The sequence below is a fragment of the Paenibacillus sp. FSL L8-0663 genome, assembly GCF_038008125.1.
GTDB classification, from domain to species: domain Bacteria; phylum Bacillota; class Bacilli; order Paenibacillales; family Paenibacillaceae; genus Paenibacillus; species Paenibacillus polymyxa_D.
This window is the reverse complement of the sequence record NZ_JBBOYM010000001.1, coordinates 4,217,818-4,244,209: the sequence shown is the minus strand read 5'-3', so window position 1 is coordinate 4,244,209 and position 26,392 is coordinate 4,217,818. Positions and strand designations below refer to the sequence as shown.

Annotated in this window: 24 protein-coding genes; 21 read left to right on the top strand and 3 right to left on the bottom strand. The window is 46.8% G+C overall.

The genetic code is table 11. The annotated features are described in order from the left end of the window. Window positions 1-70 precede the first annotated feature (70 nt). From aspS to crcB (MKY75_RS18565), 8 genes are all read left to right on the top strand, one after another. Window positions 71-1,849 carry an aspartate--tRNA ligase gene (gene aspS / locus MKY75_RS18600; protein WP_340886215.1) on the top strand — a complete coding sequence of 593 codons (1,779 nt, stop codon included), beginning with the start codon at window positions 71-73 and terminating at the stop codon, window positions 1,847-1,849. Between the two features lie 152 nt (window positions 1,850-2,001). Beyond that, complete coding sequence (locus MKY75_RS18595; RefSeq protein WP_029515738.1) at window positions 2,002-2,751, top strand: tRNA threonylcarbamoyladenosine dehydratase; 750 nt, start codon at window positions 2,002-2,004, stop codon at window positions 2,749-2,751. Between the two features lie 175 nt (window positions 2,752-2,926). Then, a complete protein-coding gene (locus tag MKY75_RS18590; protein WP_029515737.1) occupies window positions 2,927-4,225 on the top strand; it encodes an NCS2 family permease in 1,299 nt (432 codons plus the stop codon). Window positions 4,226-4,322: 97 nt separating this feature from the next. Next, window positions 4,323-6,140: an ABC transporter ATP-binding protein gene (locus MKY75_RS18585; protein ID WP_029515736.1), complete on the top strand. Its 1,818-nt coding sequence runs from the start codon at window positions 4,323-4,325 to the stop codon at window positions 6,138-6,140. A gap of 179 nt (window positions 6,141-6,319) precedes the next feature. Further along, window positions 6,320-8,461 (top strand): HelD family protein, encoded by a 2,142-nt coding sequence (locus tag MKY75_RS18580; RefSeq protein WP_318627539.1) that lies wholly within the window; start codon window positions 6,320-6,322, stop codon window positions 8,459-8,461. A 359-nt stretch (window positions 8,462-8,820) separates the two neighbouring features. Beyond that, window positions 8,821-10,131: a replication-associated recombination protein A gene (locus tag MKY75_RS18575; protein ID WP_029515734.1), complete on the top strand. Its 1,311-nt coding sequence runs from the start codon at window positions 8,821-8,823 to the stop codon at window positions 10,129-10,131. A gap of 85 nt (window positions 10,132-10,216) precedes the next feature. Next, on the top strand, window positions 10,217-10,618 hold the full coding sequence (gene crcB / locus MKY75_RS18570) for a fluoride efflux transporter CrcB (RefSeq protein WP_029515733.1): 402 nt from the start codon (window positions 10,217-10,219) through the stop codon (window positions 10,616-10,618). Beyond that, window positions 10,615-10,971, top strand: a complete 357-nt coding sequence (gene crcB / locus MKY75_RS18565; RefSeq protein WP_029515732.1) for a fluoride efflux transporter CrcB — start codon at window positions 10,615-10,617, stop codon at window positions 10,969-10,971. The genes crcB (MKY75_RS18570) and crcB (MKY75_RS18565) overlap by 4 nt, the downstream gene beginning before the upstream one ends. Before the next feature lie 114 nt (window positions 10,972-11,085). Here the strand turns inward: crcB (MKY75_RS18565) and MKY75_RS18560 are convergent, their stop codons facing one another. Next, a complete protein-coding gene (locus MKY75_RS18560) occupies window positions 11,086-11,916 on the bottom strand; it encodes a PPK2 family polyphosphate kinase (RefSeq protein ID WP_029515731.1) in 831 nt (276 codons plus the stop codon). 99 nt (window positions 11,917-12,015) lie between these two features. Here MKY75_RS18560 and MKY75_RS18555 point away from each other — a divergent pair, with 99 nt between their 5' ends. Then, a complete protein-coding gene (locus MKY75_RS18555; protein ID WP_069012468.1) occupies window positions 12,016-12,480 on the top strand; it encodes a DinB family protein in 465 nt (154 codons plus the stop codon). A gap of 90 nt (window positions 12,481-12,570) precedes the next feature. On the opposite strand, the gene mnmA is transcribed toward MKY75_RS18555, so the two are convergent. Then, entirely contained in the window at window positions 12,571-13,692 is a 1,122-nt protein-coding gene (gene mnmA / locus MKY75_RS18550) for a tRNA 2-thiouridine(34) synthase MnmA (RefSeq protein WP_029515730.1), read from the bottom strand. 304 nt (window positions 13,693-13,996) lie between these two features. On the opposite strand from mnmA, the gene cymR reads away from it, so the two are divergent. The 4 genes from cymR (at window position 13,997) to MKY75_RS18530 (ending at window position 16,459) form a co-directional block, all read left to right on the top strand. Further along, window positions 13,997-14,416, top strand: a complete 420-nt coding sequence (cymR, locus tag MKY75_RS18545) for a cysteine metabolism transcriptional regulator CymR (RefSeq protein ID WP_013311532.1) — start codon at window positions 13,997-13,999, stop codon at window positions 14,414-14,416. A 10-nt stretch (window positions 14,417-14,426) separates the two neighbouring features. After that, window positions 14,427-15,578 carry a cysteine desulfurase family protein gene (locus MKY75_RS18540; protein ID WP_029515729.1) on the top strand — a complete coding sequence of 384 codons (1,152 nt, stop codon included), beginning with the start codon at window positions 14,427-14,429 and terminating at the stop codon, window positions 15,576-15,578. Between the two features lie 136 nt (window positions 15,579-15,714). Then, window positions 15,715-16,236: a PRC-barrel domain-containing protein gene (locus MKY75_RS18535; RefSeq protein WP_029515728.1), complete on the top strand. Its 522-nt coding sequence runs from the start codon at window positions 15,715-15,717 to the stop codon at window positions 16,234-16,236. Between the two features lie 10 nt (window positions 16,237-16,246). Then, a complete protein-coding gene (locus MKY75_RS18530; protein ID WP_013311529.1) occupies window positions 16,247-16,459 on the top strand; it encodes a hypothetical protein in 213 nt (70 codons plus the stop codon). 165 nt (window positions 16,460-16,624) lie between these two features. On the opposite strand, the gene MKY75_RS18525 is transcribed toward MKY75_RS18530, so the two are convergent. Next, complete coding sequence (locus tag MKY75_RS18525) at window positions 16,625-18,598, bottom strand: methyl-accepting chemotaxis protein (RefSeq protein WP_029515727.1); 1,974 nt, start codon at window positions 18,596-18,598, stop codon at window positions 16,625-16,627. A gap of 211 nt (window positions 18,599-18,809) precedes the next feature. Between MKY75_RS18525 and MKY75_RS18520 the strand changes: the two genes are divergently transcribed. The 8 genes from MKY75_RS18520 to MKY75_RS18485 all read left to right on the top strand — a co-directional run bounded on the left by MKY75_RS18520 (window position 18,810) and on the right by MKY75_RS18485 (window position 26,373). Beyond that, complete coding sequence (locus MKY75_RS18520) at window positions 18,810-19,877, top strand: AI-2E family transporter (protein ID WP_029515726.1); 1,068 nt, start codon at window positions 18,810-18,812, stop codon at window positions 19,875-19,877. A gap of 351 nt (window positions 19,878-20,228) precedes the next feature. After that, entirely contained in the window at window positions 20,229-22,862 is a 2,634-nt protein-coding gene (alaS, locus tag MKY75_RS18515; RefSeq protein ID WP_029515725.1) for an alanine--tRNA ligase, read from the top strand. Between the two features lie 136 nt (window positions 22,863-22,998). Beyond that, a complete protein-coding gene (locus MKY75_RS18510) occupies window positions 22,999-23,259 on the top strand; it encodes an IreB family regulatory phosphoprotein (protein ID WP_007431624.1) in 261 nt (86 codons plus the stop codon). A gap of 9 nt (window positions 23,260-23,268) precedes the next feature. After that, window positions 23,269-23,685: a Holliday junction resolvase RuvX gene (gene ruvX, locus MKY75_RS18505; protein WP_029515724.1), complete on the top strand. Its 417-nt coding sequence runs from the start codon at window positions 23,269-23,271 to the stop codon at window positions 23,683-23,685. A gap of 13 nt (window positions 23,686-23,698) precedes the next feature. Further along, window positions 23,699-24,007 (top strand): DUF1292 domain-containing protein, encoded by a 309-nt coding sequence (locus MKY75_RS18500; protein ID WP_241113411.1) that lies wholly within the window; start codon window positions 23,699-23,701, stop codon window positions 24,005-24,007. Then, window positions 24,004-24,309, top strand: coding sequence for a DUF1292 domain-containing protein (locus MKY75_RS18495; protein WP_013311522.1), 306 nt, complete (start codon window positions 24,004-24,006; stop codon window positions 24,307-24,309). The genes MKY75_RS18500 and MKY75_RS18495 overlap by 4 nt, the downstream gene beginning before the upstream one ends. A gap of 94 nt (window positions 24,310-24,403) precedes the next feature. Further along, window positions 24,404-25,432, top strand: coding sequence for an endolytic transglycosylase MltG (mltG, locus tag MKY75_RS18490; RefSeq protein WP_069012469.1), 1,029 nt, complete (start codon window positions 24,404-24,406; stop codon window positions 25,430-25,432). A gap of 11 nt (window positions 25,433-25,443) precedes the next feature. Next, a complete protein-coding gene (locus MKY75_RS18485; protein WP_318627537.1) occupies window positions 25,444-26,373 on the top strand; it encodes a peptidase U32 family protein in 930 nt (309 codons plus the stop codon). Window positions 26,374-26,392: the final 19 nt, after the last annotated feature.

Sequence of the window (26,392 nt, the reverse complement as noted above, 5' to 3'; positions counted from 1 at the left end):
TCAGTCAGGGGGAGTCTCCCTCTGGCTGTCATATAGCATTAACTACTAAACATAAACAGGAGTGTGTATTATGAAAAGGAGTCATCAATGCGGCGCATTGACTCATGCGCATATCGGAGAAACAGTTACATTGAACGGTTGGGTACAAACACGTCGTGATTTGGGGGGCGTACTTTTTATAGACCTGCGTGACCGTAGTGGAATTGTACAAATCGTATTTAATCCGGCATATTCCGGTGACGCACTGCAAATTGCGGACCGTGTTCGTAGTGAGTATGTGCTTGAGGTTACGGGTACCATTGTCAAACGGGATGCAGAAACGATTAACCCGAACCTGCCTACAGGTGAAATTGAAGTGCGTGTCACTGAAATCGAAGTATTGAATGCATCCAAAACACCTCCGTTCTTCATTGAAGATGGCGTGGAAGTAGACGAGTCACTGCGTTTGAAATACCGTTATCTGGACTTGCGTCGTCCGGAAATGCATCAGACCTTGAAGCTGCGTTCCAAAGCAGCAAAAGTATTCCGCGACTTCCTGGACGGTGAAGATTTCATTGAGGTGGAAACACCGATTTTGACAAAAAGTTCCCCAGAGGGCGCCCGTGATTATCTGGTACCTAGTCGGGTACATGAAGGTGAGTTTTTCGCCTTGCCGCAATCTCCACAACTGTACAAGCAATTGCTGATGGTCGGTGGCGTGGAGCGCTACTACCAAATTGCACGTTGTTTCCGTGATGAAGATTTGCGTGCTGACCGTCAGCCTGAATTTACGCAGGTCGACATTGAGACCTCCTTCATGCAACAGGATGATTTGCTGCCTATGATGGAGCGTCTTATGGTCAAATTGTTTAAAGAAACCGTTGGAGTAGAACTGGAAACACCGTTCCAACGAATTACACATGCAGAAGCGATGGATAAATACGGATCAGACAAGCCTGACCTGCGTTTTGGTCTGGAGTTGATTAATGTCAATGATATCGTGGCAACCAGTGGTGTAAAAGTATTTGCTTCCGTAATTGAAAAGGGCGGGGAAGTTAAAGTTCTCAATGCCAAGGGATGTGGCACGTGGAGCCGTAAGGACATTGATGACCTGGGTCCATATGCTGCACGCTATGGAGCAAAAGGCTTGGCTTGGATTCAGGTGAAAGAAGGCGAATTCAAGGGGCCTATCGTTAAATTCTTCACACCGGAAGAAATCGAAGCCTTGAAAGAGCGTACGGGAGCTGAAGAAGGCGATCTGTTACTCTTCTCTGCGGATAATAAAAAAGTAGTTGCTGATGTATTGGGCGCACTTCGTCTGAAAATTGGCCGTCATTTGGGCCTCATCGACGATAACAAATTCAAATTTGCCTGGGTCGTAGACTTCCCGCTTCTGGGCTATGATGAAGAACAAAAACGTTATGTAGCGGAGCACCATCCGTTCACTCGTCCGAAGGAAGAAGACCTGGCCCTCTTGGACACAGATCCAGGTCAAGTTCGTGCTCAGGCCTACGATATCGTGCTGAACGGCTACGAAGTGGGTGGTGGCTCGATGCGTATTTTCAAGCGTGAAGTTCAGGAGAAAATGTTCAAAGCGCTCAACCTGCCGCCTGAGGAAGTGAAGGATAAATTCGGTTACCTGCTGGATGCATTTGAATATGGTACGCCTCCACATGGTGGTATTGCCTTCGGTTTTGACCGTCTTGTGATGCTGCTTGCAGGTCGTACAAACCTGCGTGAAACCATTGCATTCCCGAAAACAGCTAGCGCGACAGACCTGCTTATGGATGCACCAAGCGAAGTGGATCAAGCTCAATTGGAACAGCTTCACATCCGTCTTGCCCCGAAACCTGTTACTCCTAAAGCTTAAGATGAACGTTTGTCTTTGCAAGTGCACCGAGTGGCTTGTGGATAGATTATAGAATGCCGTGAACCCGTTACCCTTTTATGGATAATGGGTTCGTGGTTTGTATGCTGGAGTTCAAGTATAGAGTTTAAATCAGTGAGGGAGGATATACCATATTGTTGCATCAATTTTCACGAACGGAACTGGCTATCGGAACTGAAGGTCTTGAGGTTATGAAAAATAGCACGGTGGCCGTGCTGGGTATCGGCGGTGTCGGTTCGATTGCAGTGGAAGCACTGGCGCGCACAGGTGTTGGACGTATCATTTTGATTGATAAAGATGTTGTAGATATCACCAATATTAATCGCCAAATACATGCGTTGACAACGACGGTAGGTCAAAAAAAGGCGGATCTGATGGTAGAGCGTGTGAAGCTGATTAATCCTGAATGTGAAGCGATTGCACTGAACATGTTTTATACGGAAGAAACGTATGAGGAGTTATTTAAGTACGAACTGGATTATGTGCTGGATGCTTCAGATACGATTATTTACAAAATTCATTTGATTAAGGAATGCCTGAAACGGGGGATTCCGCTGATCTCCAGTATGGGCGCTGCGAATAAAATGGATCCAAGTCGTTTTCAAGTAGCGGATATTTCCCAAACCAGAATGGACCCGATTGCCCGTGTCATCCGCACCAAGTTGCGTAAGGAAGGCATTACCAAAGGCGTCAAGGTTGTATTCTCCGATGAGGAACCAAAGAAGCCACGTGAAGAAATTACAAAAAAAATTGTACCTGCCAACGCACCTGAAATCCGGAAAGCGAAGCAGCCGCCTGCAAGCAATGCATTTGTACCTCCGGTAGCAGGACTGATCATGGTTAGTGTAGCCGTGAAGGATTTATTAGAACACGCTGGTGTGTAAGTTGTAAAAATAGCATGGCAGTGCATTCGTTAGATTTACAGCAGTATGTATTCACTTTAAGACCTGTAGTTCTGTGCATCACATCCTTTGTGTCACAGTTGCTACAGCTCTTTTTTGTTTTGAAAAAGTGCAGCTTACTGTAAACAGATTGAACAACTTGCTGGAGGGTTTTGGTATGAAGGATGGACTATGGTCCAGAAGTCTCGGTTACAAGCCCGAGCATCATTGGAAAAAGGAATTAGCCGCTGGGGCCATTTCTTATTTTTCCGTGGTATACATTGTTATGGTTAATGCGACTATTTTGTCAGATGCCGGGATTCCCCTCCAAGGGGCGATGCTCGGGACACTGCTGACATCGATGATCGGCTGTCTACTGATGGCTTTTGGTGGGAAATCTCCAATGGTCGTTGTACCAGGGATGGGAATTAATGCCTTTTTCACTTATACGCTGGTACATTCCATGAAGCTGAGCTGGCAGGAAGCGTTGATGGTAGTTGCCGTCACAGGGGTGATATTCGCCATTGTGGCCTTTACATCATTGTACAAGCTGATTAGCCAAGCGATTCCCCATAATTTGCAGCACGGAATTACGGTAGGCATTGGTTTGTTTTTAACCTTTATCGGTTTGCAAAAAAGCGGCATCGTGATTGCTCATCAGACGACTTTTGTGGCTATTGGCCATTTTAATGATCCCAAGGTAATTACGGCTTGTGTAACGTTGCTGCTCGCTATTGTATTGTTTGTGCGTAACGTTCAGGGAGGTTTACTAATTAGTATTTTGGCGGGAACTGGGCTTGCTTATATACTGGGAGCTGTAGAGCCTACAAGCACGGTACGAACCTCTGAAACGGTGCGACAGTATGGGCAATTGTTTGGAGAGCTTTCCTTTTCAGGCATTGTCTCGGTAGCTTTCTGGATCGCTGTCTTTTTGCTCCTACTCATTGTGCTATTCGAGAATATTGGTATGATTACTGCACAAACCAACATGATTGGTAGACCGGATTTATTTAAAAACAGCTTGCGTGTGTTGGCTGTAACCAATATCTTTGCCGGTATTTTGGGCAGCAGTCCGGCGGTAGCCGCTGCGGAATCGACGGCTGGTATTGCAGCAGGGGGACGCTCGGGAATGACACCGCTGGTAACTGCTATTTTATTCGGGGCGACGTTTTTCTTTATTCCACTGTTGGCTTATATTCCTGATAGTGCCATTGCACCCGTGTTGATCATCATTGGGGGGCTAATGGTGCAAAATGTGCGAGAGATGGATTTCAGTGATTTTACTGAAGCGTTTCCTGCATTTCTGATCATGGTGATGATGCCCTTTACTTATAGTATCGTAGACGGAATGGCATTTGGTTTTATTGCATACCCCGTAGCCAAGCTGGCAGCAGGACGGGGCAAGGAAGTACCTATCGCATTATATATCATATCTGTACTGTTTGTGGCAAATTTTGTGCTTCATTCTCTGGTGTAGTAAACTCGAAGATAGATTGTACTGTTCATACCCGCGCAGAGCGCGGGTGTTGTTGTTTGAACAAGAATGGTCAGACAGGAAGCGAGGTTGATGGTATATGGAAAAAGAACATCATATACACCAAGAAGAGCAGGAGGACCGGATGAAGGAAAAGCCGGGTAAAAGACCGGATAAGGCTGGCATGGGGCGGTTTATCAAATTGATTGCGAGTGCGCATCCGCCCAAAGCCATTCTGATCATCGCCCTGATTCTGACCCTGATTCAGACCATGGCTGGTTTAATCGTACCCATGATGACTAAAGGGTTGATTGATGGCTTGACCTTTTCTTCACTAAACCGTATGGTCATTGTTGGTCTGCTTGGCGCTTTTGTGATTCAAGCGGTGGCTTCGGCAGTTTCTATCTATATGTTGAACTATGCTGGGCATAAGATTGTGGCTAATTTGCGCAAACGCTTATGGCATAAAATCTTATCTCTACCTATACCTTACTTTGATAGAAATCGGTCAGGAGATACGATGAGTCGCGTCACTAATGATACAAGCCTGATTATGAACTTAATTACGGAGTATCTAGTCAATTTGATTTCTAATGTGATTGCAATTATTGGTGGTATTGCATTGTTATTTTATCTGGATTGGGTGATGACGCTCATTATTATGGCTATTGTTCCGCTAACAGCTCTAATTTTATTTCCGGTAGGCAGAAAAATGTACCGCATCTCCAAAAAACAGCAGGATGAGATGGCAGATCTGACCTCAGTGTTAAGTCAGGTTATCGGCGAAATCAGACTGGTGAAGGCCTACGGAACCGAAAGCAGAGAGGCTCAGGCTGGTGAGGATCGTATTTACCGGATGTTCCGCTTCGGTTTGCAAGAGTCACGTATCCTGGCCCTTGTAGGTCCAATTTCTACCTTCTTGTTGACTGCAGTACTGGTCATTATATTGGGGGTTGGTGGTGTTCGCGTTGCATCGGGTGTGCTGACCGCGGGGGATTTGGTGGCATTTATTTTGCTGCTATTTCAGGTGATCACACCGATGGCACAATTCACGACTCTGTATTCACGTCTGCAAAAGGTGGTTGGGGCTACTGAACGGATTCAGACGATTTTAGATCATGAAGAGGAACCGCTCGAGTTGAAGCAGGAAGCGGCAAAAGAGAGCAGAGATATTATACTTCGTGATGTTGTCTTTTCCTATACCGAAGGTGAAGAGGTTCTTCATAATGCAAACTTGGTCATTCCGGCTAACCGGACGACAGCATTCGTGGGTCCGAGCGGGAGTGGGAAATCCACCTTATTTTCATTGCTAGAGCGCTTTTATGTGCCAGATACAGGGGAAATTCGTTATGGAGACGAACCGATATCGTCATATACACTTTCCTCTTGGCGCTCCAAAATTGGTTATGTATCGCAGGAAAGCTCAATGATGACCGGAACGGTCAGAGATAACATTACATATGGCTTGGGGCGCGAAGCTGACTTGGAAGAAGTGAGACGAGCAGCTACGATGGCGTATGCGGATACATTTATTATGGATCTACCTCAAGGCTACAACACTGAGGTGGGAGAACGGGGAATGAAGCTGTCCGGAGGCCAGCGTCAACGGATCGCTATTGCGCGTGCGCTTCTTCGTAGCCCTGACATCCTCATGCTGGATGAGGCTACATCTAGTCTGGATAGCTCATCTGAGCATGAGGTACAGAAGGCCCTAGCGAACTTGATGGAAGGACGCACGACGATTGTCATTGCTCATCGTTTGTCTACGGTGGTTCACTCCGACCAGATTATCGTGTTGGACAAGGGCAAGGTGACCGGTGCAGGAACTCATACAGAGTTATTAGAGTCCCATCAGGTGTACCGTGAGCTGGCTCAAAAGCAGTTTGTGGAGATGGGGGAGAGAAGTATGGAGTATTAGAGGCCGCTTCGCTGGTGCCGAAAAGCTCCATACTTTTGTGAAAGAGTAGGGAAATAGGGGGATTAGAAATAAGGTTGGATTTTTATGGTTAAATGTGTTACGCTTACTTTCCTTTTTTTGTGTCGGAGCAAGTGGATGATGCAGAAATCGAGACTTGATATTCTTAGGAGGTAACTGAAATGGAGAATGAGTTTCAAAGTGCCTATCAAGAAGAACAGCACAGGCTGTCGCTTGCTATGGAGGAAATTGATCGGAGATTGGAACGGCTTCGCAATACGCCAGTATACACTGGGCATGATTTTACAGAGCAAGTGCTGGAATCTGCACGGGAGGAAAAACGCCAGGCTTTGGCTAAAAGCTCGCAGGAGCCTTATTTTGGGCGTATGGATTTTGACGAGCGTGGCAGAGGGCAGCGGAAGCCGCTTTATATCGGTAAAATTGGAGTAGAGCGTGAAGAAACGTCAGCGTATCCGCTGGTGATTGATTGGCGTGCACCGATTGCCAGCTTATTTTATTCATTTACAGGTGGTGAAGAAACCGCGTCCTATGAAGCTCCTGAGGGAACTATTGAGGGTTTGGTCTATCTGAAGCGCAACGTTGTCATTCGGAAAAGAATTCTGGAACGGGTAGCCGATACGTATAATCGTGAAAGCGACGAGCCGGCCGTTTCCGATGAGTTTCTCGTTTATCGTTTAGGTGAAAACAAGGATAACCGTTTACGGGATATCGTATCTACCATTCAGGCGGAGCAGGATCAGATCATCCGCGCGGCTAAAAATACTGCCCTCGTTATTCAGGGGGTAGCGGGTAGTGGCAAGACGACGGTAGCGCTGCATCGTCTCGCATTTTTACTGTATCAATACAAGGATCAGGTATCAGCGGACAAAATGGTCATTTTCGCACCAAACCATATGTTTCTCGACTATATTTCAGATGTACTTCCTGAGCTGGGGGTCGGAGATATTCAGCAAAGTACATTTGCAGACTGGGCGCTGGACTTGTTGGGTTTGGATTTACCTTTGGCTGATCCTGCCGAAACATTATCTTATTGGTTTGAGAGTGGCAGTCTGAGAGAGGAATCCATGGATGAGGCGCCGGGAAGATTCAAGGGTTCAGTTCACTTTATGGAGTTACTTCAAGCTTTTGTTGAACGACTGGAGCCCATTTCCGTTCCCGAGGAGGATTTTTCACCATGGGATGGAGCGATGCTGCCGCGAGCTGAGATTTTGAATTGGTTTAATGAGGAGTATAAGCCTTATCCGCTCGCGAAGCGGAAGGAGCGTGTGCTGGCAAGAGTGCACCGCTGGATTGAAATGGAGCTGAAAAAGTCGCCTTCGGCGGCAGCACTCAAGGAACGCAAAAAAAAGGCAGGGGCACGGGAAAAGGCATATGCTAAAAAATGGCCACAATACGACGCACTGACGCTCTACAAGCAGCTTTTTCAAGCAGCTAAAGGGTTACCCGCAGATACGGCTGCAGAGATGAAGGCTTCTCTGCCGACTGCTATTTTTAAGGCTACACAGTCGGATCTGCGAAAACAGATTATCCGTGAAGAAGATCTGACTGCGTTAGTGTATCTCCACGTGCTGATTCATGAGGTAGAATCATCTCAACGTTTTGACCATGTGGTCATTGATGAAGCGCAGGATTTTTCACCTTTTCATATCGCATTGCTGGATTTGTTCGTCAAAGGACATTCCTTTACTATACTGGGCGATTTATCGCAGGGCATTCATGAATACCGTGGCGTACATGCATGGGAGGAAATGAGTTCTCTTTTTGCACCGGAACATACCGGGTATTTTGCGCTTACGCGGAGCTATAGATCAACCTTGGAAATTATAGAATTTGCAAACACGATTTTGGAGCAGGGAGTTCGCGGCGGTATTACGGCAGTTCCAGTATTTCGTAGTGGCGATCCGGTGCGCACTATATCTTACGACTCATCGGTGCGTGAGCAGAGTTTGCTCACCGCTCTAAAAGAGCTGTCCTCCAGGGAGTATCGTACTGTTTCTGTGCTGACACGTACCTTAAAAGAGGCTGTGGAACTGCATGAGGTTTTCACAAGTGCGGGGATGGATGTGAATTTGATTGACGGTGGTAAAAAGCAATATGAGGGCGGTTTGTCGGTACTGCCTGTGTACCTATCCAAAGGTCTGGAGTTCGATGCAGTTATTGTGGCGGATGCCGACCATGAGCATTATGGAGAACGGGCATGGGATGCCAAGCTGCTGTATGTAGGATGTACCCGTGCGCTGCATGAGTTGTGGCTATTGCATGATGGCTCACTTCCTAGTTACGTACAGGCACAGACGAAGTAAACAGAAAAAGCGTTGTAAAGTACCGCCTGAGTTGTTGTATTCCTTTTTGTTTACTGTTTATCTTAGTGATGGAAATTATGAAATCATGCCAGTCGAAGAACAGCCACGAAATCATCTTTCGTCTAAGGCTGTTCTTTCTTTTTTATGGGCGACTGACTTGAAGACCTACAGCTGTGCCATGACCATGCTATCTGCAACTTGTTAACGGATATGGTAGAATAAGAGTCGGTTTACACCGTATCAGAATTATAGATGACTTGAATTTTCATATTTTTCAACCGTATGAGCGAACCTAATATAGTATGTTTTTAAAGATAAAAAAAAAGTGTTCGTTCATAAATCATAAGGAAGTGAAAGAAATGGACTTATTTTCATATTCCCAAGAGTCAACGCCAAGCAATCGGTTGCTTGCGGATCGCTTGCGTCCGACTTCACTGGATGAATATATTGGACAGGAGCATGTTGTGGGTCCAGGTAAGCTGCTGCGAAGAGCCATAGAGGCAGATCAGGTTTCTTCAATTTTGTTGTACGGACCACCGGGATGCGGCAAAACAACGCTGGCACATATCATCTCGCAACACACGCAAGGCGATTTTGTACGTCTGAATGCTGTAGAAGCATCTGTGAAAGACGTAAGAGAAGTCATTGACCTTGCACAGACGAATAAATCGATGTATGGCAAAAAAACCATTCTGTTTCTCGATGAGGTACATCGTTTTAACAGTTCACGTCAGGATGCACTGCTACCCGCGGTGGAAAAGGGCACGATCGTGTTTATTGGCGCCACGACTGAAAATCCCTTTCACTACGTCAACGGCGCTTTGATGAGCCGTTCTACGTTGTTCCAGCTTGAAGCGTTAACGCAGGAACATTCGCTGGCTGCTATGCGCCGCGCCTTAAGCGATGCGGACAAAGGGCTTGGCTACATGCAGCTCCAGGTCGATGAAGCTGCACTGGCTCACATCGCTTCCATGGCGAACGGCGATATCCGCCGCGCTTTAAACGCGCTGGAACTGGCGGCGCTCACAACGCCTCCGCTGGCAGACGGCACGATTCACGTGACACTGGAAGTCGCTGAGGAATCCATTCGCCGCCCGATTGTCAAAGCAGATGAATCCACGCAGTATGATGTGTTGTCGGCCTTCCACAAAAGCATTCGCGGCTCCAGCGATGCCGCGCTGTTCTGGTTCCTGTACGCCGTAGAAAAACTCGGTATGGACCCGATGACCTTTATCCGCCGCCTCATCGCGGCAAGCAGCGAGGACATTGGTCTGGCGAACCCGCAGGCAATGGTGCAAGCGGTGAGTGCGCTTGAAGCCTATCGCAATAACGGCTGGCCCGAGGCCAAGCTGAACATTGCACAGGCTATTTTGTTCGCTGTGGAAAGCCCCAAATCGAATGCTGTATATACGGCGATTTCACGGGCCATGTTGGCTATGGACGATATCAAATCGGCTGAGGTGCCACTCCATTTGCGTGACGCACACTACAAAGGCTCGGAAAAGCTCGGTCATGTAGGCTACCAATATCCACATAATTATCCGAATCATTATGTGAAGCAGCAATATTTGCCCGATGCGATAGCAGACCAAACCTTCTATCAGGCTACTGAGCAGGGGAATGAGTCAAAAATCAGGCAAAACCAGCGCTGGCGGGATTCACAGTCTTAATATATGTGCGACTTAATATACAGAGTGTGTACGATATCGTCACGTTACGCCATGATCGTGCAAGTGCGAAGAAGGGGATAAAAAAATGAAAGACATGTTATTCGTTGCCGCGGGCGGAGCGCTTGGAACCTCTACCCGTTATGGCCTGCAATCGCTGCTGCCTGCGGCGGGTGCGGATTTTCCACTTGGTGTGCTGCTAATTAATTGGATCGGCTGCCTGTTTCTTGGTTGGTTCTTTACGGTAACCTTGCGATCATGGCGGATCAAGCCGCGATTGCGACTTGCCATCGGAACAGGCTTTACAGGGGGCTTTACCACCTTTTCCACTTTTGCAGTGGATGCTGTACGCCTCACAGTTCACGATCGTATGCTGACGGCTGTGTTGTACCTCCTGCTAAGCGTAGGCGGAGGGCTATTTTTGACATGGACAGGTATCCGTCTAGGTACAAAAATGACGCAGGCTGCTCCGAAGGAGGAACGCTTATGATCTGGTGGGCGGCGGCAGGCGGGATTATGGGTACACTGGCGAGATACGGGCTTGGTATGTGGGCCGGCAAGAGGTTGGGTACCGTATTCCCGTGGGGGACGTGGATCATTAACGTCAGCGGTTCATTGCTGCTAGGCTGGCTCTATGGTGAGTTTACGCAACACCAGTTGTCTCCTGCACTCTGGATGCTGTTAGGAACAGGTTTTTGTGGCAGCTACACCACCTTTTCCACATTCGGCTATGAATCTCTTCAACTGATGGAGCGCAAAGAATACCGACGCATGGCTACGTATGTACTTTCCTCTGTCGTGGTAGGAGTTGTAGCTGCGGCTATCGGGTACAGAGTCAGTTAAGCTTTATACATTTTCGAAATAACACGTAAAAATGCAATAAAAAGCTTCCAATCCCGACTCAAGGCATTCTCAGCCGTGATACGGTTTTGGAAGCTTAGTGCTGTACCTATACAGCTATTTTTTATCTCGTTCTTTGTACAATTCAGGTAAAAGGGATTCGAGTTCAGGTCTTGGATCAGGATCAGACAACTTCATTTCCTCCAGCGTTTGGACGGCAATCCGCAGCACAGTATAATCCCTATACCAACGGTTGTCTGAAGGAATGACATACCAAGGAGCTTGTTTGGTTGAGCTTAGCTCTAATACATCCTCATAATACTGGGTATATTGCTTCCAAAATTTCCGTTCCTGCAAATCACTTGGATCGAGTTTCCAGTTTTTGTGAGGCTTTTCAATTCGGTCGATCAGCTTTTCTAACTGAAATTGCTTTGAAATATGTAAAAAGATTTTAACCACCTTTACACCATTATCCAGCAACAACTGTTCAAAATGCTTGATATGCTTAATATTCCGTTTGGCCTGCTTATCGGATATCTGTCCGTGAACACGTGTAATTAGCACATCTTCATAATAAGAACGGTTAAATGCTGCAATATATCCACGTCCTGGGGTAACGCTATGAGCACGCCACAAGAAATCATGACTTAATTCCTCAGCCGTAGGCGATTTGAAGCTGTGGACCGTCACCCCCGCCGGATTCAGATTAGAAAATACCTGTTTGATGACGCCGTCTTTGCCGCTGCAATCCATGCCCTGAAATATAAACAAAACGGATTGTTTTTTCTCTGTAAATAATTTGCTTTGTAATTCCGTGAAGCGTTCCTTCAATTGATCTGTTTCCTGTCGGATTTCTTCTTTATTTTTGATATTATTTGTATCCTTAGGGTCCCATTCTTTCAAAGAAACTTTTTTACCTGGTGTCAGCATTCCTAATGAATCAGACATAAAGGCACGCTCCTTTTCAATTGAAGTATGATCTTGTTTACATCATATACCCAAATGAGGATGTTATCAAAAGTTACTTACCTTAAAGGAGGAATTCAATTGGCGACGATAGCTGAGATTTCTGAAGATTTAGAAAAATGGACTGTATTTCTTACAGCTTTATCTCCATACTCAGATGAGCTACTTCGTAAACCCATAGTGGGTACATGGTCAATACAAGATATGATCAGTCATATTATGGGGTGGGACAAAAGCTTCACTAAGACACTCATACAGATTATCAATGAGGAACAAATTACGCTCCAAGAACATCCTGATGTACAAGCGTTTAACGATTCGTCCGTTGCATTCGGCAGAAATATGAAACCACATGATTTGTTAAATGAAGCTATTGCAGAGCGTAGGCGAATGATTGTGAAGCTCAAGATGGTTTCAGAATCAATGTTTATCCGTCAATTTCCTAATAGCTCATACACCATGGGAAATTTTTTGCAAGAAATGTTTGTCCAGCATGACAGACATCATAAAGAGCAGATTATGAATTCTTTACAAGCCATGAACTAAAATAAACTTTCATAAAAAAAAGTCGCCCCTTCCAAATCTGGAGAGACGACTTTTTTAATTCCTGCTATATCAATGCAAAATGGCTTTCATTTAAACCGTTTCAGGCTGAAGTTTTTCAACCTTATCAATGGTTCCTCCACCCAGACAGCGTTCCCCGTCGTAAAATACAACAGCTTGTCCAGGCGTAATGGCCTTTTGATGTACATCGAATATGACATGCACGGTCCCATCCGCAAGCCATTGTAAAGTTACTTGCTGATCAGGTTGGCGATAACGGAATTTGGCTGTGCAACGGAATTCGCCGGTCGGACGAGTATCTGCGCCTTCAATCCAGTTCACATCTGTTGCAATCAGGCTGGTAGAATACAGGCTGTGGTGACGATCACCCTGTACCACATACAGAATATTCTTCTCCAGATCCTTATCCGCTACGAACCACGGTTCGCCTGAACCTGAGCCGCCAATGCCCAAGCCTTGACGTTGACCCAGTGTATAGTACATCAGACCATCGTGGCGTCCTTTGACTTCACCAGTAGCGATATCCACCATGTCTCCACCTTTTGCAGGTAGATATCCACTCAGAAACTCCTTGAAATTACGCTCGCCGATAAAACATACGCCTGTGCTGTCTTTCTTCTTGGCCGTATACAGTCCCGCAGCTTCCGCAATTTTACGCACTTCTGGTTTCGGCAGATGACCGATAGGGAACATGGTTCGGGATAGCTGCTTTTGGCTTAACGCATTCAGGAAATAAGTTTGATCCTTGTTGCTGTCCACGCCTCGCAGCAAAGTAAAGTGGCCGTCTTCTTCCACAACCCGTGCATAATGTCCAGTAGCAACATAATCTGCTCCCAAATCCAGCGCTTTATTTAGAAACTCGCCGAATTTAATTTCACGGTTACACATGACATCCGGGTTGGGTGTGCGTCCAGCTTTATATTCATCAAGAAAATAAGAGAATACTTTATCGAAGTATTCTTTTTCAAAATTGACGGTATAGTAAGGAATGTCGATCTGTTCGCAGACACGGCGCACATCCTCCGCATCCTCCTCAGCCGTACAACGGCCAAATTCATCCGTGTCATCCCAGTTTTTCATGAAGATGCCGATTACGTCATAGCCCTGCTCCTTCAGCAGCAGCGCAGTAACGGATGAGTCGACGCCACCGGACATCCCGACGACGACACGGGTTTCATGATTGGCTTTAGCCATGGTCATCACCCAATTCTTTCAATATAGTTGTAGAACCCACCTATTGTAACATAAACGATAATAAGATACGATGTTTGGACGATCAAACGACACGGCGAACGATGGAAGAAAGCTACATAAAACGGGCTAAAGCTGTTCCAAATCGCCCCAAAGCAACTTTTTTTAAGATTGTTACCGTAATGTTTCCCTTTACCTGCCCTAATATGTTAACATAAGCTGAGGGTTAGGATCGGAATAGAGAGGTTTACAGCACCAGTTATTCCGCGTGTTTAACGGAATTGTTACTATAAGTGAGGTGGCACAATTGAAAATATCAACGAAAGGCCGTTACGGCCTGACCATTATGATGGAACTTGCAGCCAGGTTTGGCGAAGGTCCAACTTCTTTGAAAAGTATTGCCGAAAAAAATCAGCTGTCAGAGCATTATCTGGAACAGCTCATTGCGCCTTTGCGTAATGCAGGTTTGGTAAAAAGTATCCGTGGTGCTTACGGCGGTTATATTTTGGCGAATGAACCGGCAGGAGTAACAGCGGGAGACATCATTCGTGTACTGGAAGGTCCGATTTCTCCGGTCGATTTCACGGAAGAAGACGATCCGGCAAAACGTCAGCTGTGGCTGCGAATTCGTGACAGCATCGCTGAAGTGTTGGATTCTACTACACTTAAGGACTTGATCACATACCAAGAACATGATGAATTGGATAATTACATGTTCTACATTTGAGGTGGATAACATGAACAGAATTTATCTGGATCATGCCGCATCGACTCCTATGCATCCTGAGGTTGCGCAGACTATGATGGACATCATGACTGGCCAATTCGGCAACGCTTCGAGCGTTCATGCCTTTGGCCGCGATGCCAAGCGCACCGTCAGCGCTGCTCGGGATGCCGTTGCGGCCTCTTTGGGCTGCAAGCCTGAAGAAATTATTTTTACGAGCGGAGGAACAGAAAGTGATAATCTGGCCCTGTTTGGGACGGCTACGGCAGACGGCCGTACTTCAGGGCATATGATTACAACTGCGGTTGAACATCATGCAGTGCTTCATGCTTGTGATGAGCTGGAAAAAGCGGGGTATGAGGTAACTTATGTCCCGGTCAACGGGTTTGGACGCGTGAACCCTGCGGATATCGAGGCTGCCATTCGACCAGATACTTTTTTGATCAGCATGATGTATGCCAACAATGAGGTGGGCGTCATTCAGCCGATCTCAGAAGTAGGGCAGATTGCGAGAGAACATGGAGTTGTATTCCATGTAGATGCGGTTCAAGCTTTCGGTCATATATCCATCGACTGCCGGAACCTCCCGATTGACTTACTGAGTGTGTCTGGTCATAAGATTAACGGACCGCAAGGGGTTGGGGCATTGTATATCCGCCAAGGTACACGCCTTCAGCCGCTAATGCATGGGGGACTTCAGGAAAAGAAACGCCGTGCCGGAACAGAAAATATCGCCGGTATTACGGGGCTGGCTAAAGCCGCAACTCTTGCTAATGCTTCCATTGAGGAGCGTGGGGCGCACGATACGGTTCTTCGCCAGACGTTGCTTAAAGGGTTGGAAGACACTCTGGGTAGCCAAAATTTTGTGATTAACGGTGACCCTGATCATTCTTTACCTAATGTTCTCAATGTTAGCTTTCCGGCCATTGGTACAGAGACCATGCTGATGAACCTTGATATGGAAGGAATCGCAGCAGCAAGCGGATCAGCCTGCACTTCCGGATCTTTAGAGCTATCGCATGTATTGCAGGCGATGGATCTTCCTGAAGATGTTTTACATTCAGCGATTCGGTTTAGCTTCGGTTTGGGTAATACTACGGAAGAAATGGAATACACGGCCAAGAAAATTGAAACCATATGGAAGCGGCTGCGTACTAGGTACTAGGGATTTCTCCGCATTTTAATAAGAAGGGAGGGGCGGTTTTTCCATTTCATTGCATGAACGGAAGCAAGGTCTGACAGGCATGTAGGAAAAGGACCGCACCTTCGTTCAGATTGCAGAATGAGGAGGTACCCTATATATGAAGCTTCAAGATATGATCGGACTTGCCGTTTTCGATGTGGAGGACGGGAAGCAGATTGGTAAAATACATGACTTTATGGTGACAGCGGATTGGCGAATCTCAGGGATCGAGTTGGAAGGAAAGGGACTTTTTTCTTCTCACGTGAAAATGGTTGCTTGGGATGACATCGTTGCTTACGGTGAGGATGCGATCATGATTCGCAATCAGCAGGCTGTGCGTAAAATGGAGGCCCATGATATACAACATACGTACTTGCTTGGGCCTTGTAAACTGAAGGATCTATCCGTGCTAACAGAGGAAGGGCTTATGCTCGGGCACATCTCGGATGTTTATTTTGACCAGGAAATGGGCAATAACATAATAGGCTTGGAAATCAGCGATGGTTTTGTATCGGATATTATAGAGGGGCGGAAATGGCTGCCCTGCACCGAAGAGATGTCCATCGGGGAAAATGCTGTTATGGTTCCCCCATTAAGCGAGCAGCGTCTGGAAAAAGCCATATATTCTGTTAATGGATAGGGTGAGTTTATTGAGATGTCCGAATTGTAATTCCAAAGATATCGGAAAAATTGGCTCCCATCAATTTTATTGCTGGGGATGCTTTATCGAACTTCAGGTGAATGGTGAAAAAATGTCTGTCTACCAAGTGGAAGAGGATGGAACGCTCAGTTCGCTGGACGACCTATTCTTTGGAGATGAGATGGCACAACAGGACTTGCCGCAAATTCACGCTTCTTCCTAAGCTGGACACCAAAAGTGGACAGGCTGCTTACTAAGAGGTGTGATCTACATACGGCTTAGTAGGTTGTATAACGCTTGATAAAAAACAACGAAGAGGGTGCCCCGTACGGCCATAATGGCTGAGGGCACCCTCTTTTGTATACCGTTATTGTGAAGATTGTAAGTTCTACAATTTAAAGCGTTTGACCTCTTCCAATAGAAGATCTGCATGAGAATCGAGTTTGGCAGAAAGGTCAGCAATATTATTCATGGCATGACCTTGTTCTTGCACAGAGGAGGCCACTTCCTCTGTAGATGCTGCACTTTGCTCAGAAACAGCGACAACGCTGGAAATGACGTCGGAAATATGCCCGGCATTCACACGGAGATCATCTGCGGCGGCTGTAACGTCCTCAATTTGGGCAAGCATATGCTGAGAAGCGCCACGAATGGACTCAAACGCCTGTCTCGTTGCAATGGCAGCGTGCTCCTGTTCTACAGTTACAGCAAGAGCCCTCTTCATTTCCTCCGCGCTTTGTACTCCTGCAATCTTAATTTCTTCCAGCTTACTCATGATACTGTCACTGGAACTGCCCGCTTGCTCAGCCAGCTTTCTCACTTCTCCCGCGACGACGGCAAAACCTCGTCCGTGTTCCCCGGCCCGTGCTGCTTCGATAGATGCATTGAGGGCCAGCAGGTTTGTTTGTGCGGCGATATCATGGATGGCTCCGGCCAGCCGCTCAATATCCTGAGTTTTTAGCGTGAGTGAATCTACGGCTTCCCCTGCCGCAGTCGTCGTTTGTCTGGACTCGGCGGCCAGTTTCGCTTGACGTTCAGCTGTTTCATACCCTGCAAGCACGGCAGAATCTGTTTCGAATACGGCAGTTTGGGTCCGTTTGACACTTTCGCCAATCTGGTCGATGGAGCCTGTCATGTGAGTCAGCTTCTCAGAGCCGGAATATACAGCCTCAGCTTGGTCGCTCGCTCCTTGGGCAAGTTCCTGAACTGCGCTGGAGATTTGTGACGCGATGGTTCCAGTATCCTTAGCGTGCTGATGCATATCATGGGAAGCTGAGCTGACATCGCCTGCAGTATCTGATACCTTGCGCAACAGGTGAGATAGATTATCAGACATGATATTAAAATCTGTACCCAGGCTGGCAATTTCATCTTTACCCTTAATGTCCACACGAGCTGTCATATCGCCTTCAGCTATACGTTTGACGTTCACTTGAAGCTTCCGAATTGGCTTGATAAAGTTGTTTGCCGCCCAGATTGCCAGCAGCATAGCAACGACCAAGATGATAGCAACGGTAATAATCAACTGATTACGAGTGGAGTAATACTCCTGAAAAGCAATATCTTTTGAAATGGACAATCCTACAATCCAGCCAGTGCTAGGCATCTTTTTAAAATAAAGCTGACGGTCACTGCCATTATAGGTATAGTCTGTTTTTCCCGAAGCTGTGCTCAGCAGGGCCGCAGTTGATGAACCCAACTCGGGCGTATCCTTAAGGTTTTTACCGGCCAGCTTGCTGTCTGGGTGTGCGACCACAACTCCATTCTGGTCAATCAGAAATGCGTAGCCTAATCCGTTCAGGTTTATGTCTTTAATGATTTTTGTCATATCATTTAACATAATATCCTCGCTGACTACCCCGGTGATAGAGCCGTTGGAATCTTTGAGAGGTTTAGCAATAGAAATGGTGAAGTCATTGCTGCCTGCATCGGTGTAAGGTGAGGAATAATACATTTCTCCCTTGGTTTTGGCATCCTTGTACCACGGACGAGCGCGAGGATCATAACCAGCTTCAAACCAGCCAGATCCATCCCAGTAGGATCCATCTTCAAAGCCTGCGTAGATGTTGGAAATATTTTGATCTTTATAGTTTTCAAAAGCTGCTTTCAGAGATACGGTTTTGGCATCTGATGAAATATCACTCGATTCCAGACCTGCAGCCAGTGTCTCGATAATTTTGGCATTGCCGCTGGTCCATCCGTCGAGCTGATTGACGGTTTCGGTGGCTTTACTAGTCATAAGCTCTTGTATGTCACGGTTAGCCTGATTTTTGATACTTGTCATGCTAATAACGGATAAAGGCCCGGCTGCAACGATAACAATGCAAGTGAAAAGGAGAATAAGCTTGATTTTTAAGTTCATGTAATGACCCCCGATGTTTCAGAAATATGAAATCCTAAAATAGTGCTTTGTACTTATATCGTCAGATGGAATGACTTTGTTAATTATTTTCATCCGTTTTCATCATTTTTTTACAATGGTAATCGATGGAGCATTCCAGACTCGCGGGAAGGATTAAAGTAGAGGTACAGGCATATACTTAAAGAAGGCTAGTCCGGTAAGGGGGCACGAAATGGAGCAATTAACGAAAAGTAGACTGTTCCGGTACGGAATATGGACGCTGCTGGGACTTGTCATTCTATATTTTATCTGGCTGCTGCGACCTTTGTTTTTTCATTTGTATGAATTTCTGAAAACAATCATTGCTCCGTTTGCGGTAGCGATGATCATCTCCTATGTACTTAATCCTGTTGTCAATATGCTGGGCGGTCGCAAGGTGCCTCGAAGCGTAGCTGTGCTGCTCATCTATGCTGTATTTTTGGCCAGTCTCGTTGTGATTCTGATGAACCTGATTCCGATGTTTATTGAACAACTGGATGAGCTGAATGAGCATCTGCCTGAGCTGACCATGCATGCACAGGGATTAATGACGAATATGGATAGCGGCATTTTGCCCCAAGGGGTGCGAACGGGTATGAATCAATGGTTTTTCCAACTAGAGAATCGGATGGCAACCGGAATTTCTACCTTTATGGATAACATCGGCGGGATGATCAACATGCTGTTCAATGTATTCATTGTACCGTTCCTCATTTTTTATATTTTGAAAGATTTTGATGTGTTCGAGCGGACGATTGTGTCTTACCTCCCGCGTTCTCGTCGTAAGGCGATTGTAACGGTACTTAAGGAAATTGATCAGGCGCTTGGCAACTATGTCAGGGGACAATTACTGGTATGCGTCATTATTGGCGTGCTGGCTTATCTCGGATATATGCTGATTGGCATGCCTTATGCGCTGTTGCTGGCAGGAGTGGTTGCGGTTTTTAACATCGTTCCATATTTGGGCCCCTTTTTGGGAGCCGCTCCGGCAGTAATCATGGCTTCTACAATCTCCTTCAAAATGGTGCTTTTGGTCGTGGTCGTTAACACTTGTATTCAAGTGTTGGAAAGCAATGTCATTTCTCCCCAGGTGGTAGGACGAACGCTGCATCTGCATCCGATAGCCATTATTTTCGCTCTGCTAGTGGGTGGTGAAATTGCGGGAATTACCGGCTTGATTTTAGCGGTTCCCGTGATGGCGGTATTAAAGGTAGGACTTCAACATTTTTTTGCTTATTACGTGAAGCGGAAAACGATCTGATTTTGTCCTTACACCGTATGTATCTTGTCTGATATCGCGTTGACACGGCTAAATGACACGGATATACTGAATTGAGTATGTTTAAATGTGTTTATCCAGTAGGGAAAGCTCATTTCGAAGTGCGGGCTGAACCCGCCGGGATGCTCCCGTTACCAGTGAAAACAAGGCGATCGATCGTCCGTTAAGCAAATGTTGGTGTGCAGCTTGCGCATGGGCATTTCGTACAGAGGGGACGGCGTTAACCAGGGTGGTACCGCGATACAATCGTCCCTGATCCGTTCAGGGGCGTTTTTCTGTTTTTTTATGGCCTGTGCCAGGAACCAGTGACACCATAATTAGGAGGCTACTTATATGAAAGCTAGTGAAATCCGCTCCAAATGGCTGGAGTTTTTTGAAAGCAAGGGACATGTGATTGAACCAAGCGCGCCGCTTGTTCCACATAAAGATCCTTCCCTGCTGTGGATTAATGCGGGTATGGCACCGCTTAAGCCTTATTTTGACGGACGTGTGAAGCCAGAAAATCCACGTATCGCCAATTCGCAAAAATGTATTCGGACGAACGATATTGAGAATGTCGGTAAAACGCGCCGCCATCACACCTTTTTCGAAATGCTCGGCAACTTTTCTATTGGCGACTATTTTAAGGAAGAAGTCATTACATGGGCATGGGAGTTTCTGACGGATCCAAAATGGATTGGTTTTGATCCGGAACGTCTGGCTGTAACTGTGTATCCTGAGGATGAGGAAGCGTACAAGCTGTGGAACGAAAAAGTTGGACTTCCTGCCGAACGTATCATCAAACTGGAAGATAACTTTTGGGATATCGGTGAAGGTCCTTGCGGACCTTGTACGGAAATCTTTTATGATCGTGGCGAAGCCTACGGTAGCGACATGACGGACCCTGAAATGTATCCGGGGGGAGAAAATGAGCGTTATCTGGAAGTGTGGAACCTCGTTTTCTCACAATTCAACCATAACAAAGACGGTAGCTATACGCCGCTTCCAAACAAAAATATTGATACAGGGGCTGGATTGGAGCGTTTTGCATCCATTCTGCAAAATGTGGATTCCAACTTTGATACGGATATCTTCCAGCCACTAATTCAAAAAACAGCGGCGATGGCAGGAGTGAAATATAACGAAAATGTGGACAGTGATGTGGCTCTTAAGGTTATTGCTGACCATGTTCGTACCGTAGCTTTTGCAATTGGTGACGGTGTGCTGCCTTCTAATGAAGGACGCGGTTACGTGATCCGCCGTTTGCTGCGCCGGGCTGTGCGCTATGGCAAAATGCTGGGCATGAACCGTCCATTTATGTTTGAGCTGGTGGAAACCGTTGGGGATGTCATGGGTGTGTATTACCCTGAGGTAGTGGACAAGCGTGATTTCATCATCAAAGTGATCAAAACGGAAGAGGAACGCTTCCATGAAACACTGACAGATGGATTGGCAATTTTGTCCGATATCAGTGCTCAGGCGAAGGCAGAAGGTCGCAATGTCATTAGTGGAGCAGATGCCTTCAAACTGTATGATACGTACGGGTTCCCATTCGATCTCACAGAGGATTATGCAGACGAGCAGGGCTTGAAAGTAGACCGTGAAGGCTTTGATGAAGCGATGCAGGAACAACGCAAACGCGCCCGTGATGCACATCAGGACAGCGCCAGCATGAAGATTCAGGGCGGAGCTTTGTCCGATCTGGCGGTTAAAAGTGAATTTGTTGGATATAATGACCTCGTAACTGAGTCTAAAATTGTGGCGATTGTATATGAAGATGTACTGGTGGACACTGTTAGTGAAGGGCAGTCTTGCCAGGTCGTGCTGGATGTGACTCCTTTCTATGCCGAAAGCGGAGGACAAGTCAGTGACCAAGGCTTGCTGCGTGGAGGTACGGTAACCGCGAAGGTCGAAGGATTGTTTAAGGCGCCACAAGGTCAGCATGTGCATCAGGTTGTTGTAGAAGCTGGTGAGCTGAACGTTGGCGATACGGTGAAAGCTGAAGTTGATCAAGCTTCACGTGGAGAAATTGAGAAAAACCATACGGCTACGCATTTGCTTCACAAAGCGCTTAAAGAAGTGCTGGGTGACCATGTCAATCAGGCGGGTTCTTTGGTAGAGCCTGGGCGTCTGCGTTTTGATTTCTCCCATTTTGGAAGCATTACACCAGAAGAACTGGCGGATATTGAACTGCGTGTAAACCGTGCCATCTGGAGCCAACTGGACGTTAATATTGAACTGAAACCGATTGATGAAGCCAAGGCTCTCGGAGCAATGGCGCTGTTCGGTGAAAAATATGGAGATATCGTGCGGGTCGTTAAAGTAGGCGATTACAGCATTGAACTATGCGGTGGCTGTCATGTCAGCAATACTTCGCAAATTGGCTTGTTCAAGCTTGTCAGCGAGAGCGGCATTGGATCAGGTGTACGTCGTATTGAAGCGGTGACCGGACGTTTTGGTTTTGAATATATGGAAGGTCAATTAGAGCTGTTGAAGGTATCGGCTGGACTTGTAAAATCCAAGCTGTCTGAGGTACCAAAGCGTATCGAATCATTGCAGCAACAAATTAAAGACCTTAGTCGTGAAAATGAATCGCTGCAAAGCAAGCTGAGCGTTATTGAGGCAGGCCAGCTGACCGATCAGGTCGTGCAAGCAGGCGGGGTGCAACTGCTGGCTGCGCGCGTGCAGGCTTCCAGCATGGACGCGTTGCGTGCGATTGCTGATGAACTGAAAGGGAAACTTCCGGCTGCTGTGCTGGTGCTCGGCGCTGCAATGGACGATAAAGTTAATTTTGTCGTAGCAGTTCCGGCAGAGCATACCAAGGCCGGACTTCATGCAGGCAAGCTCGTGAAAGAAATTGCTGCCGTATGCGGTGGCGGCGGTGGCGGACGACCTGACATGGCGCAAGCCGGTGGTAAGGATGCCAGCAAGCTGGATGAAGCACTTCAACGTGCGCATGAACTGGTGGCGGCAGCCTCACAAGGATAAAGTTCGATATTTTTTGCAGATTTTTGGGAAAAAACGGGCTTAGATATTTCCTTGTAGGGCTTTGCTTATGGTATGATGTAAAAGAATAAGCTGGCATAAACATGTACACATGTTTTGTGGAAGCGAGGTGTCAACAATGGATTCCATGGACAAAACGGTCAAATTTAATGTCAAGGCAGATGAAAAGGAAGCTTCTGCTCAGGAGATTTTGTTGACCGTATATGATGCGTTGGTAGAAAAAGAATACAATCCGATCAATCAAATTGTCGGCTATTTGCTATCCGGTGATCCGGCTTATGTGCCACGGCATAATAATGCTAGAAGCCTGGTACGTAAAAAAGAACGCGATGAGTTGATTGAAGAGTTGGTTCGTTTCTATCTTGCTAAGCATCGTTAGGAGACAGGCATGAAAGTAATGGGATTGGATTACGGGGATCGCCGAATTGGGGTCGCCGTAAGTGATGCCTTCGGCTGGACCGCCCAAGGATTGGAAGTCATAGAACGACGCGGTGACGACAGCGAGTTCGGTAAAATTGCAAATTTGGTTCGTGAAAATGAGGTCGGCGAGGTTGTTGTTGGCTTGCCGAAAAACATGAACGGAACCGTGGGTCCACGCGGTGAGATTTGCATCGAGTTTGCGAACCGACTCAAGGAGTTACTGGGTTTACCCGTTCACCTTTGGGATGAACGGCTGACGACGCGTTCGGCGGAGCGTACGCTTCTGGAGGCCGACGTCAGCCGAAAAAAACGCAAGCAGGTGGTAGATAAACTGGCCGCAAGCCTGATCTTGCAAAACTATTTGGACGCACACAGTACAAGGTGAGGGGGATTTCGTAATGGCTGAAAATCAAGTGGGTATGGAAGAAGAGCCGGAAATTATTTATATTGCCGATGACGAGGGCAACGAGGAAGAGTTCGAGGTCATTATGAAGTTTGAGGTAGATGGTTCCGAAGCGAAGTACATGATGGTTGCGCCAGTGGACCCTGAAGCTGATGAGTCCGATGTGTACGCCTTCCGTTACGAGGAAGAAGGCGATGATATTAAATTGTTTGTGATCCAAGACGATGCCGAATGGGAAATCGTCGAAGAGACCTTTAATACATTCGTAGAAGAAGAGGAAGAGGAAGAGGAAGACGGGAAATGACGAGCTATTCACGTGAAGACCTGAGTTGGACCTCTGATTTGAAGGAAACGTTCGACGGCGATGTAGAGTTGCAGGATGAACAGGGCCATGCGATTCGCATGGAATTGGAAGCAGAGTTCAAGGTAGGAGAGCAACGGTACGCCGTATTGCGTAGACCCGGGGCTGCTGTTGGCGAACATGAACTTTACCATGTAAGCTCATCCACAGACGGCGAAATCTCTATCACCACCATTGAAGATGATGATGAGTGGGAAGATATTTCCGAACTGTACGATGAATGTACGTTGCCGGAAGAACTGTAAGTCTGGATAGCGATGAGATCAAACCTGAAAGGGCGGACCAGTCCGCCCTTTTTGGCTGTGAAGGAGTTGGGTGGATGTGAAGCGAAGGACGAGGATGTTTACGTTGTTGCTACTGCTTATCATTATAGCAGGAGGGGTAGCCCTCTATATTTGGAATGCCATGCAGCCTGTTCAGCCCCAAACACAACCCGTTGCTTTTACGGTGGTGCAGGGAACAGGAACATCGGCAATCGCAGATACGCTGGAGCAAAAGGGACTTATACGTAATGCGCTCGTGTTTAAGGCTTATGTAAAATTCAAACAGCAAGGAAGCGCATTTCAGGCCGGAAAATATGAGGCGCAGCCTGGCGCAACCTTTGATCAGTTGATTACTAAGTTATCGGCTGGAGATGTTGTCAAAGAGGAAATGATTCGTTTTACAATCCCGGAAGGTTTTACGATTAGACAGATGGCTGATAAGCTGCAAAAGGAAGGACTGGCAGACCGGCAGCAATTTTTGCAGCTGGCCAACGATCCGTCCGCTTTTGACGTCGCGCTGGTGCGGGACATTCCAAAGCAGGCGGGGCTTCGCTATGCGCTGGAGGGCTACCTTTTCCCGGAAACCTATGAGCTGAAAAAGGGCAGCACGGCCAAAGATATGATACAGGTGATGCTAGAACAGACACAAAAGCGGTTGGAGACTGTTTCCGATCTGGATGCCAAGCTGAAACAGCGGGGTGAAACGCTGCATCAACTGCTGACGGTTGCTTCTTTGGTAGAGCGCGAGGTGGTTGTGGAAGATGAGCGGTCTGTAGTAGCTGGCGTCATTTATAACCGGCTCAAACAGGGTAAGAAGCTGGAAATTGATGCTACGGTTCAATATATGCTGGACAAGCAAAAAGAACGGCTGTATTACAAGGATTTGGCTGTGGAAAGCCCTTATAATACGTATTTGCATCTGGGACTTCCACCAGGGCCGATTGCAAGTCCCAGTCTGAACTCAGTGATAGCGGCTTTACAGCCGAAAGCTACAGATTATTTATTTTATGTGACCAAAAAAGACGGGACACATGAACATTTGTTTGCCAAAACGTATAAAGAACATTTGCATAACATTCAGGTAAGTAACCGTAAGACAAATTAGGAGGTGAGCCTATGGCTTACAAACCCGAACTACTGGCAACTGCCAGCTCTCCGGAGGATGCCCGCCATATGCTGGGGGCTGGAGCTACTGCATTACTTATTGGAGATGACCGCTTTGGAATGCGACTGCCGGGACATTTTACACCGGACCAAATCCGTGAAGTGGTAGAAGAAGCACGCAAGCATGCGGCGCAGGTATATGTATCTATGACGAATTTGATGACGAACGAGCTATTGCCGCTCATTCCCGAATATGTGCAGACCCTAGCTGGATGCGGCATAGACGCCATTGAGTTTAATGATCCCGCAGTGCTTATGGCCGTGAAGGAGTATGCCCCGCATCTGAAGCTGTTCTGGAACGGTGAGATGATCTCTACCAACTTCGCAACCGCCAACTATTGGGGTGAAAAGGGGGCTTCCCGGGTCATTTTGGCTCGTGAGCTGAGTATGGATGAAATTACCGAAATGATACCAAAGTTGAACATAGAAGCACAGGTTCAGGTACATGGCATGACTAATATTTATCACTCCAAGCGTAAGCTTGTTCAAAGTTATATGCTGCACCAGGGACGTAATGTAGAAGGGGATTTGGGTAGAGGACGCGGCTTGTTTCTGATTGAAGCAGAGCGGAAAGAAGAGAAGTTCCCTATTTACGAGGATATAAATGGGACACATATTATGAGTTCAGATGATTTTTGCATCATGGAGGACCTGCATATTCTAATGGAGGCGGGCGTGCATAGCTTTAAGATCGAGGGCTTATTGAAGCCTACGGCTTACAATGAGGCGGTTGTTCGTGCTTATCGTAAAGCAATAGATAGTTATACAGCCGACCCAGATGCTTACGCTTATGATGAAAGCTGGCTGGATGAAGTTCGCCGTCTTCAAGATCCTGAACGGGAACTTTCCTTCGGATTTTTCTATAAAGAGCAGGTTTATTAATTTTAAAATGAATTTACAG